At 61.0% G+C, this 13659-nt stretch carries 15 protein-coding genes; 6 read left to right on the forward strand and 9 right to left on the reverse strand.

The features are described 5' to 3' along the window. Positions 1-29: 29 nt before the first annotated feature. Positions 30-662: a response regulator gene (locus ACQ4MS_RS14080; RefSeq protein WP_007867910.1), complete on the forward strand. Its 633-nt coding sequence runs from the start codon at positions 30-32 to the stop codon at positions 660-662. Positions 663-664: 2 nt separating this feature from the next. On the opposite strand, the gene ACQ4MS_RS14085 is transcribed toward ACQ4MS_RS14080, so the two are convergent. After that, a complete protein-coding gene (locus ACQ4MS_RS14085) occupies positions 665-1045 on the reverse strand; it encodes a response regulator (protein ID WP_431095248.1) in 381 nt (126 codons plus the stop codon). Between the two features lie 346 nt (positions 1046-1391). Between ACQ4MS_RS14085 and ACQ4MS_RS14090 the strand changes: the two genes are divergently transcribed. Further along, entirely contained in the window at positions 1392-3401 is a 2010-nt protein-coding gene (locus tag ACQ4MS_RS14090) for an AsmA family protein (protein WP_431095249.1), read from the forward strand. A 26-nt stretch (positions 3402-3427) separates the two neighbouring features. On the opposite strand, the gene ACQ4MS_RS14095 is transcribed toward ACQ4MS_RS14090, so the two are convergent. From ACQ4MS_RS14095 to gpmA, 3 genes are all read right to left on the reverse strand, one after another. Continuing rightward, positions 3428-4192 (reverse strand): HesA/MoeB/ThiF family protein, encoded by a 765-nt coding sequence (locus ACQ4MS_RS14095; protein WP_431095250.1) that lies wholly within the window; start codon positions 4190-4192, stop codon positions 3428-3430. A 102-nt stretch (positions 4193-4294) separates the two neighbouring features. Then, positions 4295-5734 (reverse strand): S41 family peptidase, encoded by a 1440-nt coding sequence (locus ACQ4MS_RS14100; protein WP_431095251.1) that lies wholly within the window; start codon positions 5732-5734, stop codon positions 4295-4297. A 217-nt stretch (positions 5735-5951) separates the two neighbouring features. After that, on the reverse strand, positions 5952-6695 hold the full coding sequence (gene gpmA / locus ACQ4MS_RS14105; RefSeq protein WP_431095252.1) for a 2,3-diphosphoglycerate-dependent phosphoglycerate mutase: 744 nt from the start codon (positions 6693-6695) through the stop codon (positions 5952-5954). 136 nt (positions 6696-6831) lie between these two features. Between gpmA and ACQ4MS_RS14110 the strand changes: the two genes are divergently transcribed. The 4 genes from ACQ4MS_RS14110 to ACQ4MS_RS14125 all read left to right on the forward strand — a co-directional run bounded on the left by ACQ4MS_RS14110 (position 6832) and on the right by ACQ4MS_RS14125 (position 9489). Beyond that, positions 6832-7242, forward strand: a complete 411-nt coding sequence (locus ACQ4MS_RS14110; RefSeq protein WP_431099592.1) for a rhodanese-like domain-containing protein — start codon at positions 6832-6834, stop codon at positions 7240-7242. A gap of 145 nt (positions 7243-7387) precedes the next feature. Beyond that, positions 7388-7645 (forward strand): glutaredoxin 3, encoded by a 258-nt coding sequence (gene grxC / locus ACQ4MS_RS14115; RefSeq protein WP_431095253.1) that lies wholly within the window; start codon positions 7388-7390, stop codon positions 7643-7645. Positions 7646-7964: 319 nt separating this feature from the next. Next, positions 7965-8429, forward strand: a complete 465-nt coding sequence (gene secB, locus ACQ4MS_RS14120) for a protein-export chaperone SecB (protein ID WP_431095254.1) — start codon at positions 7965-7967, stop codon at positions 8427-8429. A 43-nt stretch (positions 8430-8472) separates the two neighbouring features. Further along, entirely contained in the window at positions 8473-9489 is a 1017-nt protein-coding gene (locus tag ACQ4MS_RS14125) for an NAD(P)H-dependent glycerol-3-phosphate dehydrogenase (RefSeq protein ID WP_431095255.1), read from the forward strand. Positions 9490-9644: 155 nt separating this feature from the next. Here ACQ4MS_RS14125 and ACQ4MS_RS14130 read toward each other — a convergent pair whose 3' ends face one another. From ACQ4MS_RS14130 to bioB, 5 genes are all read right to left on the reverse strand, one after another. Beyond that, on the reverse strand, positions 9645-9974 hold the full coding sequence (locus ACQ4MS_RS14130) for a cupin domain-containing protein (RefSeq protein WP_431095257.1): 330 nt from the start codon (positions 9972-9974) through the stop codon (positions 9645-9647). Positions 9975-10069: 95 nt separating this feature from the next. Continuing rightward, positions 10070-10543 (reverse strand): GNAT family N-acetyltransferase, encoded by a 474-nt coding sequence (locus ACQ4MS_RS14135; protein ID WP_431095258.1) that lies wholly within the window; start codon positions 10541-10543, stop codon positions 10070-10072. Between the two features lie 178 nt (positions 10544-10721). Further along, on the reverse strand, positions 10722-11570 hold the full coding sequence (gene panC, locus ACQ4MS_RS14140) for a pantoate--beta-alanine ligase (RefSeq protein WP_431095259.1): 849 nt from the start codon (positions 11568-11570) through the stop codon (positions 10722-10724). 43 nt (positions 11571-11613) lie between these two features. After that, entirely contained in the window at positions 11614-12528 is a 915-nt protein-coding gene (panB, locus tag ACQ4MS_RS14145; protein WP_431095260.1) for a 3-methyl-2-oxobutanoate hydroxymethyltransferase, read from the reverse strand. 87 nt (positions 12529-12615) lie between these two features. Further along, positions 12616-13638, reverse strand: coding sequence for a biotin synthase BioB (gene bioB, locus ACQ4MS_RS14150; RefSeq protein WP_431095261.1), 1023 nt, complete (start codon positions 13636-13638; stop codon positions 12616-12618). Between the last annotated feature and the right edge of the window lie 21 nt (positions 13639-13659).

Genomic DNA, 13659 nt, shown 5'->3' on the forward strand with positions numbered 1-13659 from the left:
ATGCGCAGACCTTATAGAAAGACAGCGACATGATCAAAATTGGAATTGTGGACGACCATGCCATTGTGCGTTCAGGGCTCAAACAGTTCTTCTCGGACCAGGTTGACCTGCGCGTCGTAGGCGAAGCCGGCAGCGGCCGCGAGGCGATCGATCTGGTGCGTAACGTCGAACTGGATATCCTTGTGATGGACCTGTCCATGCCGGGCCAAAGCGGCATTGATGCACTGGCCATGATCCGCGCCAAGGCACCCGACGTCGGGATCCTTATCCTGAGTGGTTACCCTGAGGAACACTATGCGGTGAATCTGATCCGCCAAGGCGCCAGCGGGTACCTCAACAAGGAATGTGATCCTTCCGAGATTGTTGATGCAATTCGCGTGATTTCGCTGGGAAAACGTTACATTACCCCGGCGGTGGCAGAGCTGCTGGCGCAACAGTTGAACCGGCCCAATGATGTGGCCTCTCACGAGCAATTGTCTGAACGTGAATTTCAGGTCTTCCTCAAACTCGCCAAGGGCGAAACTGCGGGCGATATTGCCAAGGCGCTTTCGCTGAGCGTAAAAACCGTAAGCACCTACAGGACGCGCGTCATGGAAAAGATGAGTCTTTCCTCCAATAGCGACCTCACCTACTACGCGCTCAAGAACAAGCTGATTGATTGAGTTCAACCGGAAATGGTGCTTTGGTGGATGCAATAGTCCACCAAGGCGTCGATCTCATTGGATTTGTCAAAGACCGCGTCAACGCCGAGCTGGGCACATCTTTGGCGAATATCTGCTGTGGCGTAGTTGCTGAGTACCACGACCTTTTGAGTGGCGGGGCGGTCCCTGCAAGCCGCAAGTACGCCTAATCCGCTTCCCTGTTTCAGAAACAGGTCAACAATCGCCAAATCCCAATCACTGCGGTTCTCGGCAAGCCACGCCTTGCCTTCGTCTTCGGTTTCCGCCGTCCCCACCGCATCAATGCCTGCCAATTCCTCAAGCGTCCCGATCAGATTCTCACGAATGGTGGGGTTGTCTTCTACGATGTACGTTTTCAGTCTCACTGCTCGGGTCCAGGTGGGAAGGCGGGGCTATTCGAGTATTACGAAAGTCTCAAGAACGTGAGTGCTCTTGTTTCCTAATGTATCTTGTTATGAAATCCCATTCTGCCAGCGGCCAAGGCTTGTGCCTGTAGGTTGTTTCCTACGATGACTTCGGAAGCGCTGTAGGTACGTGCCCACAGGCTTCAGTGGCGCTAGCCGACGGTTTTGCGAAGCGATTCGGTGGACATTTGAGTCTCTGGAGTTCAGTACGCTGCACGGGCGATTTTCTGTGTGCAGCCCATGCATGCTGGGGCGTTACAGACCCGTTCTCATGCAGCGCCCACGATTGAACCACCCCGACCTCAACATGACGAACAACGCCTTGTTTCACTCAACCGTTCTGCGCAGGACATTGGCCGGTATTGGCGTGTTGCTTGTTGTGCTGTTGTTGGTGGCGCTGTTTTTCCCGTGGGACATGCTTCGTGGCCCGATTAATCGACATGTCTCCGAGCAACTGGGGCGGCGGTTTGAAATCACCCGCCACCTGTCGGTGCAACTGGGGCGTACTGCCACCGTCAGGGCCGACGGTGTAGAAATAGCAAATCCCGAATGGGCGAGCAAACCTTACCTGGTCAAGGCGACCGCCGCAGAATTCGACATCAGGCTGTTACCGCTTCTTTTGGGACGGATCGAGCTGCCTCGCATTGCATTGACCGAGCCGCAGATAGGGCTTCAAATAGAACCAGACGGCCGCAGGACGTGGGCACTGTCGCGGGATACCTCCGATGAAGGCTCCGTTCCACGGATTGATGCTTTGATCATCGACAAGGGAACGGTCGATTACCAGTCCGCCGCGCAAGGCGCGAATATTCATGTGCAATTCTCGCTTGCACGGGAGCTGCAAGGCCAGCTGCCCCTTAGCTACAAGGCTGCCGGAAAGTGGCAAGGCGAACCCTTCAACGCCAGCGGACGTACGGGTGGCGTGCTCCAGCTAAGCAAGGACAGGGTGGCGCCGTTCCCGATAGAGGTGGATGCGGTTGCGGGCAAAACGAGCCTCAAGGCGAAGGGTTCCATCTCCAATCTCGCGGAACTGGCCGGCGTTGACGCTACCTTCGATCTGCAGGGGCGCAATCTGGAGGAACTCTACAGGCTGTTGGGCGTCGTGTTGCCCTCGACGCCACCCTACAAGCTGCGCGGCAAGCTCGCCAAGCATGGCAAGGTATGGGCAGCCACCCAGATACAGGGAACCCTCGGGAACTCCGATCTCAGCGGCGCGCTGAGTTTCGACCAGTCTGCCGCCGTGCCACTCTTGACGGGTAAGGTGCAGTCCAGGCTGCTTGATTTCGCCGATTTGGCACCGGTTATCGGTCTCGATCAGCCTGAGAAGGCTGCGGCCAATGTGCCGGTCTCCAAAACTGACCCCGATTCGGTGGCGCAAAGCAATAAATCCGTTGCCACTGGCACAACGCGCAAAGTTCTGCCTGCTGCAGCGCTTGATGTCACGAGGCTTCAGGCCATGAACGCCGACGTGATCTATTCCGCGGCAGATATCCGGCACGTCGAAGTTCTGCCGCTCGACAAAGGCAGTGTCCATGTCAAGCTGAAAGCCGGTGTGTTGCAACTGGAGCCCGTCTCGCTCGGCATTGCCGGTGGAACGGTGGCGGGCAGTATTCGCATCGACTCCAACCCTGTGCCCGCAGTTTTCTCGACACGACTGGACCTGCGGGCTGTGCAGCTTAACCAGCTCTTTCCGGCCATAGAGACCTCCAAAAGCAGCCTGGGCAAGATCAGCGGCCAACTGGACCTGAAAGGGCGTGGAAATTCATTGGCGCAAATGCTCGGTACATCGTCCGGCGATGTTGCCGTGCTGATGGGCAAAGGCGAAATCAGCAATATCCTGCTTGAATTCATGGGCCTCGACGGTGGAGAAGTGATCAAATTCCTGGTTCGCGGTGACCGTAATGTGCAACTGCGTTGTGCTGCTGCGGCCTTTGGAGTGAACAGGGGATTGATGACCACCAAAACCATTGTGCTGGATACGGCAGATACGGTCATCAACGGTCGGGGAACGGTCAATCTTGCTGATGAAACATTGGACCTCGTTTTGGATCCGGCGCCCAAAGACCGCAGCATACTGAGCTTCCGCTCTCCCCTGAAGATAGGTGGTACCTTCGCTTCTCCTTCAGCTGGCCCTGACAAGGGCGCTCTTGCAGGGCGCGCAGCCATTGCCGTCGGGCTGGGTGTGATCAATCCCTTGCTGGCATTGGCCGCTACCATTGAAACCGGACCGGGGCAGAACGAAAACTGTACTGCGATTCTTGCCAGGGCCGCAAACTCCAGTGCTGGTTCGCGGATGCCGGCGTCGGCCACCAAATAAGGTTTCCGGCAGCCTCGGCCGGGTTCTCAGCTGATTTTCAGGGTCCTGCCACCGCAGACAGCGCATCCTGCATGGGGCGCGACTTTCATTTCGCTCCATTCCATGTGTTTGCCTTCCAGCATCAAGAGCCGTCCGGTCAACGAGCCGCTGATGCCGCAAATCAGTTTCAGGGCTTCGGCAGCTTGCATGCTGCCTATGATGCCAACCATCGGCGCGAAAACGCCCATCGTCGCGCAAAGGGCTTCTTCCAGTTGGTCTGACTCAGGAAACACGCAGGCATAACACGGGGAGTCTTCGCGTCTCGAATCATAGACGGCGACCTGGCCGTCAAAACGGATGGCGGCACCGGATACCAAGGGCTTGTGGTGTTTGACGCATGCGCGGTTGATTGCATGGCGCGTTGAAAAATTGTCCGTGCAGTCCAGCACGACATCGGCGTCCTGCACCAGCTGATCGAGCAGTACGCCCTCGGCGCGCCGGGTAACCGGGGTGACCTCAACGTCGGGGTTGATGGCCGCGATGGACTCGGCGATGGATTCCGCTTTGAACTTGCCGATGCGAGACTGGTTGTGGGCAATTTGCCGCTGCAAGTTGGTGGCATCCACCCGGTCATGATCGGCGACGGTGATATGGCCGACCCCTGCGCTCCCCAGGTAAAGCGCGACAGGCGAACCCAGCCCGCCTGCACCGACGATCAGTACATGCGCCTGAAGGAGTTTTTCCTGGCCTTCGATACCGACTTCGTCGAGCAGGATATGGCGCGAGTAACGAAGCAGCTGTTCGTCGTTCATGGAAGGAAGCGTGCAGTCCGCAAGCAGGCCGGATCGGCGGAAAGGGCCTGCGTGCGGATACGTGTGACCCACACGTGGCGGGTTCCACGGCTCCGCATCGACCTAGTTGTCCTTTTTCTCGTTCTTTGGCTCAATCACGGCTGTCTTGCTGACCAGCACGGGACGCCCCTTGAGCTTGTTGATCGCCTGGGCCAGCTGAAAGTCCTTGTCGCTGCCCAGTTCCGGGGGCCGGCGTTGCTCGGGCGTCTTTTTGGCTTCCTCTTCAAACCGTTTCAGGGCTTCCTCGCGGGCTTTTTCACGGCCAGCGTCTTTCACCTCGGCACCCTGGCCACTATTGAGGTGCTTTTCCAGGTCGGCCTCGCGGGTGCGCAGGGCGGCAAACGGGCTGCCCTCGGCGGTTTCGTCAACCAGTACATCGGGCACGATGCCGCGCGCCTGAATGGATTTCCCGCTGGGCGTGAAGTAGCGCGCCGTGGTGAGCTTCAGGCCTGTGTCAGGGCCCAGGGGGCGGACGGTTTGCACAGATCCCTTGCCGAAGGTCTGGTTGCCCATGATGGTGGCACGCTTGTGGTCCTGCAAAGCGCCAGCGACGATTTCGCTGGCAGAGGCCGAGCCTTCATTGACCAGAACGACCAGGGGCACATTCTTGAGGGCCGCAGGCAAGCGTTTGAGCGGATCGGGCCCGTTGCGGCGCTGGTAGAACTCCGGTGAAGCCTTGTAGGTGAACCTGCTTTCAGCCAGCTGGCCGTTGGTGGACACCACGGTGACGTTTTCAGGCAGGAAGGCAGCCGACACTGCGACAGCCGCATCCAGCAGGCCGCCCGGATCATTGCGTAAATCCAGCACAAGGCCCTTCAGATTGGGCTCCTGTTTGTAAATCTGCTCAAGCTTGGTCACGAAGTCATCAACCGTGCGTTCCTGGAACTGGCTCAGACGGATCCAGGCATAACCAGGTTCAATAACCTTGCTGCGAACCGACTGGGTACGGATTTCTTCCCGCGTGATGGTGACCGGAAAAGTGCGGTTTTCGTCTTTGCGGAAAATGGTCAACAACACCTTGGTACGGGGTTCTCCGCGCATTTTTTTGACTGCGTCGTTGAGGCTCAGGCCCTTGACGGCCGTATCGTCGATGCGGGTGATCAGGTCATTGGGCTTGAGGCCGGCACGGTCCGCGGGTGAACCCTCGATCGGCGACACCACCTTCACAAGGCCATCCTCCTGGCTGATCTCAATGCCGACCCCGACAAAACGGCCCGTGGTACCTTCACGGAATTCCTTGAAGGATTTCTTGTCAAAGTAAACGGAATGCGGATCCAGGCTGGCCACCATGCCGGAAATGGCGTCGGTAATGAGCTTTTTCTCATCCACCGGCTCGACATAGTCTGTTTTGACCATGCCGAAGACAGCGGCGAGCTGCTGCAGCTCTTCCAGCGGGAGGGGAGCAAGGCCTGCGCGGGCTACAGCTTGCAACTGCACGGTGGTGAGGGCCCCAGCCACGGCACCAATTGAAATCCAGCCTGCTATCTTGAGCTTTTGACCCATAGAAAATACCTTCGTAAACCTGTTGAAGAGCCCCTGCGCCCTCTAATGAAGCAATATACACCTTGGAGAAAGGCCAATTGCCGCAGTTCCGCCATTCATGCGGCCTGACGCTGTAAAAGAGATAAAAGGGCACGCTTTTACAGGACTTTTACAAGGACGACCACTGAATTCCTGCCCGGCAGAGGCAAATCTGCCTTTTGTTCCCTCAGGAAGAGGGTCAGGCTTTGCCTTGTGCGCTGACGGCTGCTGCCGCCCTGGCTGCCGCCTCGCTGTCGCCCAGGTAGTAGTGGCGCAACGGCCGAAGCTCGGCATCCAGTTCATAGACCAGCGGGATGCCGTTGGGTATGTTGAGCCCCACAATGTCGCTGTCCGAGATGTTGTCCAGGTATTTCACCAGCGCGCGAATGGAATTGCCATGAGCCGCCATCACCACGCGTTTGCCGGCCTTGATGGCAGGTGCCATGGACTCATTCCAGAACGGCAATACCCGGTTCACGGTGTCTTTCAGGCATTCGGTCAGCGGCACCTGCCCCGGCTGTAGCCTGGCGTAACGCGGGTCGTTCCGTTCACTGCGCTCGTCAGAGGCGTCAAGCGCCGGGGGCGGTGTGTCATAGCTGCGGCGCCAGATGAGCACCTGTTCATCCCCGAATTTTTTCGCCGTTTCGGCCTTGTTCAGCCCTTGCAGTGCGCCGTAATGCCGCTCATTGAGCCGCCAGCTGTGTACCACCGGCAACCAGGTCCGGTCCATTTCGTCCAGGGTGTGCCAGAGTGTGCGAGTTGCACGCTTGAGCACGCTGGTGTAGGCCACGTCGAAGTCGTAGCCTTCTTTCTTGAGCAGTTTCCCGGCGTTTTTGGCCTGCTCGATGCCGGTTTCCGTGAGATCAACGTCGGCCCAGCCGGTGAAGCGGTTTTCAAGGTTCCAGGTCGATTCGCCGTGGCGGATAAGCACGAGTTTGTACATGGTCAGAAAGGTATGAAAAGGTGAGGGAAAAGATAAAAAGAGGGGATAGGGCGCCACAGGATGGGCGTTTGGGCCCCTCCATTCTAAAATCATGGGTTCGCTGAAAAAGCGCTTCAAGACACATAAAGGGTACAACGTGAAATTTTTGATCGATAACTGGATGCTGATTTCGATAGCACTCGCTTCGGGCGGCATGCTGATTTGGCCCATGGTTTCCGGCGCCATGAACGCTGGCGCGCTGACGGCCAGCGGCGCCGTACAGCTGATCAACCGCGAAAAAGCGGTGGTGGTGGACGTCAGCGAAGCCGACGAATTTGCTGCCGGCCACGTCACGGGTGCCAAGAACGTACCTTTCAGCGAACTGGAAGGAAAACTCCCGGCCACCGTCAAAAACAAGACCCTGCCGCTGATCCTGGTCTGCGCCACGGGTGCCCGCGCCGGCCGTGCCGTCGCCGTCGCCAAAAAGCTCGGCTACGAGCAGGCCCAATCACTGGGCGGCGGGCTGAAAGCGTGGAAAGAAGCTAACCTGCCCTTGGAGAAGGCCTGATCAGGTCAGTTTTGGTCAGTTTTCTGATCCGGCTTTTGGCAGGCACGAAAACTGCAGCGCCATGGCGACCGGGCTTTGGCCCGGCTTTCACCCCTGGCCATCCATTTTCCTGCGCTGCGCGTAGACCAGCTCCTCCGGAGGAACCATGCAAACCGTCAAGATATATACCACCGGCACCTGCCCTTATTGCATCCAGGCCAAGCAGATTTTGAAACAACGCGGTGTCACCGAGCTTGACGAAGTTCGCGTGGACATGGTTCCAGGTGAACGACAAAAAATGATGGACATCACCGGCCGGCGCACCGTGCCCCAGATTTTTATCGGCGACACCCATGTCGGCGGTTGCGACGACCTCATGGCCCTGGACAGCCGCGGCGGCCTGCTGCCGTTGTTGAATCCGTAACACCCCCGTTCAGGCTCACTTCGTGTAGCCTGCTCCCCCCTCGAGGGGGCGGCGCCTGGGGCCGGCAAAGCCGGACCCGCGGCCCCCACTGGTGAAATACTTCCATTACTGGACGCACCCACAGAACTCTTCAAGCCAGCATGAGCCGCGGGACTGGCTTTGCCAGACCGCAGGCGGGCGGCCCCCTCGGGGGGCAGGGAGCTACACGAAGTGAGGGACCGTGGGGGCCACATCCCCGGCTCCCTATAATCCGCTGGTCACCGGCTAGCCCGGCGCATCGAATCTTCTATCCAACCTTCCCCGCACCCGAAAGAGCACCATGGCTGAAGCCAATCTTGACCCCGTATTCCAGATCCAGCGCGTTTACCTCAAAGACGTGTCGCTGGAGCAGCCCAATTCGCCCGAAATCCTGCTGAGCCAGGAGCAGCCTGCGGTTGACATCCAGCTGGGCGTAGGTGCCACCCCTGTGGCCGATGGCCTGTTTGAAGTTTCCGTGACGGCCACCGTGCAGACCAAAATCGGCGACAAAACCGTGTTTTTGGTGGAAGCCAAACAGGCGGGCATCTTTGAAATCCGCAATGTGCCTGATGACCAGATGGGCGCCATCCTGGGCATTGCCTGCCCGCAGATCGTCTACCCCTACCTGCGCGGCAACGTTGCCGACGTGATCCAGCGCGGCGGCTTCTCACCGGTACACATGGCGGAAATCAACTTCCAGGCCATGTACGAACAGCAGCAGGCCGAGGCTGCAGCCCAACCGGCTGCGCCCCAGATCATCGTTTAACGGTGCGCCGGGCTTCCGGCTGCCGCCTCCTGCAGACTCACGCATGAAAATTCTGGTCATCGGCGCCGGCGCCTGGGGCACGGCTGTGGCTGTCAGCAGCGCCGCCCGCCACCAGGTCACTTTGTGGGCGCGCGATGCGGCCTTGGCCGCAGACCTGCGCGCCAGCCGCGTCAATGCCCGCTACCTGCCCGGCGTGGCCTTGCCTGCCGGCCTGCGGCTGCAAGGCGGCGATGTGCCCCTGGCAGAGGCGATCAAAGGCCAGGACCTCATCATCCTGGCGACGCCTGTTTCAGCGGCGCGTCCCATGCTGCAGGCTTTGCAGCACGCCAGCGTTCCCGTGGCTTGGCTGAGCAAGGGTTTTGAGGCACCGCTTGGCACCACCCCATCTTCAGCGTCATTTGGGCTGATGGTCCATGAAATACGGGCGCAAGCTGCTATCAATTTAAGAGCGGGAGTGCTCAGTGGCCCCAGCTTCGCCCTCGAAGTCGCCCGCGGCCAGCCGACCGCGCTGGTGGCCGCCAGCGAGCATCCTGAAGTGCGCGATGCCCTCGTAGCCGCCTTTCACAGTGCCACCCTGCGTGTTTACGCCAACGACGATGTCGTGGGCGTCGAGGTGGGGGGCGCCGTCAAGAACGTGCTGGCCATCGCCACGGGGCTCTGCGACGGACTGCAGCTGGGGCTGAACGCCCGGGCGGCGCTGATCACCCGCGGTCTGGCCGAAATGACACGGCTGGGCGTCGCGCTGGGCGCGCGTGCCGAAACCTTCACAGGCCTTTCGGGCCTGGGTGACCTGGTGTTGACGGCCACCGGGGACTTGAGCCGCAACCGCAAGGTAGGCCTGCTGCTGGCCGAAGGCAAGACGCTGGCGCAAGCGGTGGATTCGCTGGGGCACGTGGCCGAGGGCGTGTATTGCGCCCGTACGGTGGTGCAGCGCGCCGCCGGTCTGGGCGTCGAAATGCCGATCGCGCAAAGCGTGGTGGACTTGCTGGACGGCAAGCTCAAGCCGGCTGAAGCCGTGGCGGCGCTGATGGGACGAGGGCCGACAGCGGAACTGGCCTGACCCTGAGCCACGGACTTTTTCTCGCCGGTCATCGCAGTGGGCTTCATCCATATGTCTTTGCTATTAAATACATAGCTGCTTGCGCCGGGACTGGTTGGCTTGGAGCCTTAAATCATGCTCCACGTCGACGGACGTATGCCGTGCGGCCCGCCTGGCTATTCGCGCAAATGCAGCGTCACCAGCAGCGAGGCGTCACGCAACGCCGTCACGCTGTACTCCACTCCCCCCTCCAGCCATAACAACTGGCCGGCTTTCATGGCTTGCGTGCGGCCGCCCGCAGTGAAAGCCACTTCGCCGTCCAGGCACTGTACGGTCAGCTCACCTTTGACGTGGTGCGGGGGCACGGTCTTGCCCGCCGGGAGGATGAGCCGCATGACCTCAAGTCCGCTGCTTTTGAACAGGGCGACAGTTCTGGTTTCCTGCAACTGGCCTGCCAGCGGCTGGATGTCAATGACTTGGCCGGCAGCGGCGTGGGGAATGGCCATGGTGAACTCCTGCGGACGTTGCGACGTGGGACGAACGCTTCCGTTATACCGCAGGGCTTTTGCGGGGCTGCGTAGGCCCCGGGAGCAAACCGGCGTCAGGCGGTGGAAACTGCCTTGTTGTACGCCAGGAAGACATCGTCGCGCATCCAGCCCAGGGACTCATACAAGGCCTGCGCTGTGTGATTGGTTCTGGCGGTGGTCAGGTCCAGGCGTGCAAAGCCGTGTTGCTTCGCGTGCGCGTAGGCGGCCTGCATCAGCGCGCGGCCGGCGCCACCCTTGCGCGAGGCGGGTGCCACATACAGGTCATACAGCGTGTAGATGGGCTGGGCGATCACCGAGCAGAAGCCGGGATACAGCTGGCAGAAACCGGCAAGCGCGCCTGTGCGGGGTGCGTCTTCCGGTTCGGCCACCAGGATGACCGATTCGTGGTTTCGCATCCGGCAACCGATGAAGTCCAGCGCCAGCGCGGCATCGGCAGGCTGTTCGTAAAACTGGCGGTAAGCGTCAAAGAGCGCGGCGATTGCCGCCAGGTCGTCCAAAGTGGCGAGGCGTACGGAAAGAGAGGTCATGTCGGTCTGTGGGGAACAAAATCAGCCGGCAGCGGCTTCTTTGTGAATAAAAAATGGCTGTGGCCCAGGCAAAACCTGCGCAAACAGCTATCAAAAAGAGAGCAATGAACAGGCGGTGAGAGCGCCATGAAAGAGCCACGCCAGCTGCCCGCCCACGTGGGGGCGGAGCGCGCTCGGCCTAGATTTCCAGGTTGTCGATCAGCCGCGTGCTGCCCAGCTTGGCCGCGCCCAGCACCACCAGCGGCACGTCGGCCAGCGGGCCGTGCGGCACCAGCAGGTCGGCGCGGCGGCGCACGGTGAGGTAGTCGGGCTTCCAGCCGCGGCGGGCCAGCGCCTGCATGGCCTGGGCTTCCAGCGCGGGCAGGTCGGGTGTGCTGCTCGCGCGGGCGGCCTCGCCCAGGGCGCGTATCGCCTTGGAGAGCTCCACCGCTTCGGCGCGCTGGGTGGGGTTCAGGTAGCTGTTGCGCGATGACAGCGCCAGGCCGTCTTCGGCACGCTGGGTTTCACCGGCCAGGATCTCGATCGGCAGGGCGAACTGCTGCACCATGCGGCGCACCACCATCACCTGCTGGTAGTCTTTTTTGCCGAAAGCCGCCACGCCGGTGGGCATGCCGGCAAACACGCAGGAAAAGAGTTTCAGCACCACCGTGCTGACGCCGATGAAAAAGCCGGGCCTGAAATGGCCTTCAAGGATGTCGCTGATATCGGTGGCCGGGTGCACCTTGTAGCTTTGAGGCTCGGGATAAAGGTGTTTTTCCAGCGGCGCAAACAGCACGTTGCAGCCGGCCTCTTGCAGGCGCTCTGCATCGGCATCCAGCGTGCGCGGGTAGCTGTCGAAGTCTTCATGCGGCGCAAACTGCAGGCGGTTCACGAAGATGCTGGAGACACTCACGTCGCCCAGCGGCTTGGCCTGCTTGACGAGGGCGATGTGGCCGTCGTGCAGGTTGCCCATGGTGGGCACAAAAGACGGGCGTTTATATGGGCTGAGGGCCTCGCGCAGCTCCGGGATGGTGTGGACGATCTGCATCTTGTTTTTCCTGACTCGTGAAAGGGCGGGAGGGTGAAGCGTGCTACCAGGCGTGGGTGGCATTCACCGGAAAGCTGCCGTCTTTCACGGCGCGAACATAGGCTTCCATGGCGCCGCGCACGCTGGCCGTCTTGTTGTCCGGGCCTTCCATGAAGTTGCGCACAAACTTCGGCATCTTGCCCAGGTTCATGCCCAGCATGTCATGCAGCACCAGAACCTGGCCTGCGGTGCCGTTGCCCGCGCCAATGCCGATGGTGGCGCAATGTGTGAGCTCCTGTGTGAGCGTGGCCGACAGGGCCGCGGGCACCATCTCCAGCACCATCATGGCGGCGCCCGCGTCTTGCAGGTCGCGCGCGTGGCGCGTCATCGTGGCAGCGGCTTCGTCGCCCTTGCCCTGCACGCGGTAACCGCCCAGTGCATGCACGGTCTGCGGTGTCAGGCCCAGGTGGGCGCAGACCGGGATGCCGCGCTCCACCAGAAAGCGCACCGTCTCGGCCGTCCAGCCGCCGCCTTCCAGCTTGACCATGTGGGCGCCGGCCTGCATCAGCACGGTGGCGCTGCGCAAGGCCTGCTCTTTGGACTCGTGATAGCTGCCGAAGGGCAAGTCGCCAATCAACCAGGCCGTGGCTTGCGAGCGGCGCAGGCCGTTGGCCACGCACTCGGTGTGGTGGCGCATGGTCTCCAGCGTCACGCCGACGGTGCTGGTCAACCCCTGGCAGACCATGCCCAATGAATCGCCCACCAGAATGCATTCCACGCCGGCCGCGTCGGCCACCGCGGCAAAGGTGGCGTCGTAGGCCGTCAGCATGGTGATCTTTTCGCCGTGCGCCTGCATTTCACGCAGGCGCGGCAGGCTGACCGGCTTGCGCGCAGGCGGCGTACCAGGTGTAGACGACGGCGGCAGCGTGCCGTAAGGCGTGGCTGATGCTGGATGGGAAGTGTCGGCAGGAGTCGTCATGGGTGAGTCCGGAATTTAGCGAGAGTCTAACCAGCTTCGGGGTGCTTTTTTGTGCCCGGTTTAGAGAGCCCAGACAAGCTGTGCCGCCTAGCGGGCCTCGGGTGCCGACCGGCTCATGCCCAGGCGCTCCAGCAACTTCACGTCCGCTTCGGTGTCGGGATTACCGGTGGTCAGCAGCTTGTCGCCGTAAAAAATTGAATTGGCGCCAGCCAGGAAGCACAGTGCCTGCACGCCGTCGCCCATTTGCTGGCGGCCTGCCGAGAGGCGCACGCGCGCGGTCGGCATGGTGATGCGCGCCACGGCAATCGTGCGCACAAATTCAAACGGGTCCAGGTCGGCCTGATTGGCCAGCGGCGTGCCTTCCACCTTCACCAGGTTGTTGATGGGCACCGACTCTGGGTAGGGCGTGAGATTGGCGAGCTCGGCCACCAGGCCGGCGCGCTGGCGGCGCGTCTCGCCCATGCCAACGATGCCGCCGCAGCAGACCTTGACGCCGGCGCTGCGCACACGCGCCAGCGTGTCCAGGCGGTCCTGGTAGTCGCGCGTGGTGATGATGTCGCCGTAAAAATCCGGCGCGCTGTCCAGGTTGTGGTTGTAATAGTCCAGGCCCGCGCTTTGCAGCGTTTGGGCATGGCCGTCTTCCAGCATCCCCAGCGTGGCGCAGGTTTCCAGGCCCAGCGCCTTCACGGTGCGCACCAGCTCGGCGACTTTTTCAATGTCGCGGTCTTTGGGTGAGCGCCACGCGGCGCCCATGCAAAAACGCGTCGCGCCTGCGGCTTGGGCGCGCTGGGCCGCGGCCAGCACCTCGGCCGGCTCCATCAGCTTGCTGGCTTCTACGCCGGTGTCGTAGCGCGCGGCTTGCGGGCAGTAGCCGCAGTCTTCGGCACAGCCGCCGGTTTTGACGGACAGCAGGGTGGCGAATTCAACGCGTGTGGGATCGAAGTTTTCGCGGTGCACGGTTTGTGCCTGGTGCATCAATTCCGGAAAAGGCAGGTTGAACAAAGCCTCGATGGCGTCCACACTCCAGCGCTGCTCGCCTGCTGGTTCGGCATGTGAAACCTGAGGGCGTGGACGGTGGAGCGTGATGGATTGTTCTGCGACATGGGACATGGTCTTTTTCCTTTCGGGGGA

This window comes from Polaromonas aquatica (assembly GCF_050626995.1).
GTDB lineage: Bacteria > Pseudomonadota > Gammaproteobacteria > Burkholderiales > Burkholderiaceae_C > Polaromonas > Polaromonas aquatica_A.

Coding starts and splice junctions, on each gene's coding strand:
- ACQ4MS_RS14080 (WP_007867910.1), top strand. CDS start 30: ATGATCAAAATTGGAATTGTGGACGACCATGCCATTGTGCGTTCAGGG.
- ACQ4MS_RS14090 (WP_431095249.1), top strand. CDS start 1,392: ATGACGAACAACGCCTTGTTTCACTCAACCGTTCTGCGCAGGACATTG.
- ACQ4MS_RS14095 (WP_431095250.1), bottom strand. CDS start 4,192: ATGAACGACGAACAGCTGCTTCGTTACTCGCGCCATATCCTGCTCGAC.
- ACQ4MS_RS14100 (WP_431095251.1), bottom strand. CDS start 5,734: ATGGGTCAAAAGCTCAAGATAGCAGGCTGGATTTCAATTGGTGCCGTG.
- gpmA (WP_431095252.1), bottom strand. CDS start 6,695: ATGTACAAACTCGTGCTTATCCGCCACGGCGAATCGACCTGGAACCTT.
- grxC (WP_431095253.1), top strand. CDS start 7,388: ATGCAAACCGTCAAGATATATACCACCGGCACCTGCCCTTATTGCATC.
- secB (WP_431095254.1), top strand. CDS start 7,965: ATGGCTGAAGCCAATCTTGACCCCGTATTCCAGATCCAGCGCGTTTAC.
- ACQ4MS_RS14125 (WP_431095255.1), top strand. CDS start 8,473: ATGAAAATTCTGGTCATCGGCGCCGGCGCCTGGGGCACGGCTGTGGCT.
- ACQ4MS_RS14130 (WP_431095257.1), bottom strand. CDS start 9,974: ATGGCCATTCCCCACGCCGCTGCCGGCCAAGTCATTGACATCCAGCCG.
- ACQ4MS_RS14135 (WP_431095258.1), bottom strand. CDS start 10,543: ATGACCTCTCTTTCCGTACGCCTCGCCACTTTGGACGACCTGGCGGCA.
- panC (WP_431095259.1), bottom strand. CDS start 11,570: ATGCAGATCGTCCACACCATCCCGGAGCTGCGCGAGGCCCTCAGCCCA.
- panB (WP_431095260.1), bottom strand. CDS start 12,528: ATGACGACTCCTGCCGACACTTCCCATCCAGCATCAGCCACGCCTTAC.
- bioB (WP_431095261.1), bottom strand. CDS start 13,638: ATGTCCCATGTCGCAGAACAATCCATCACGCTCCACCGTCCACGCCCT.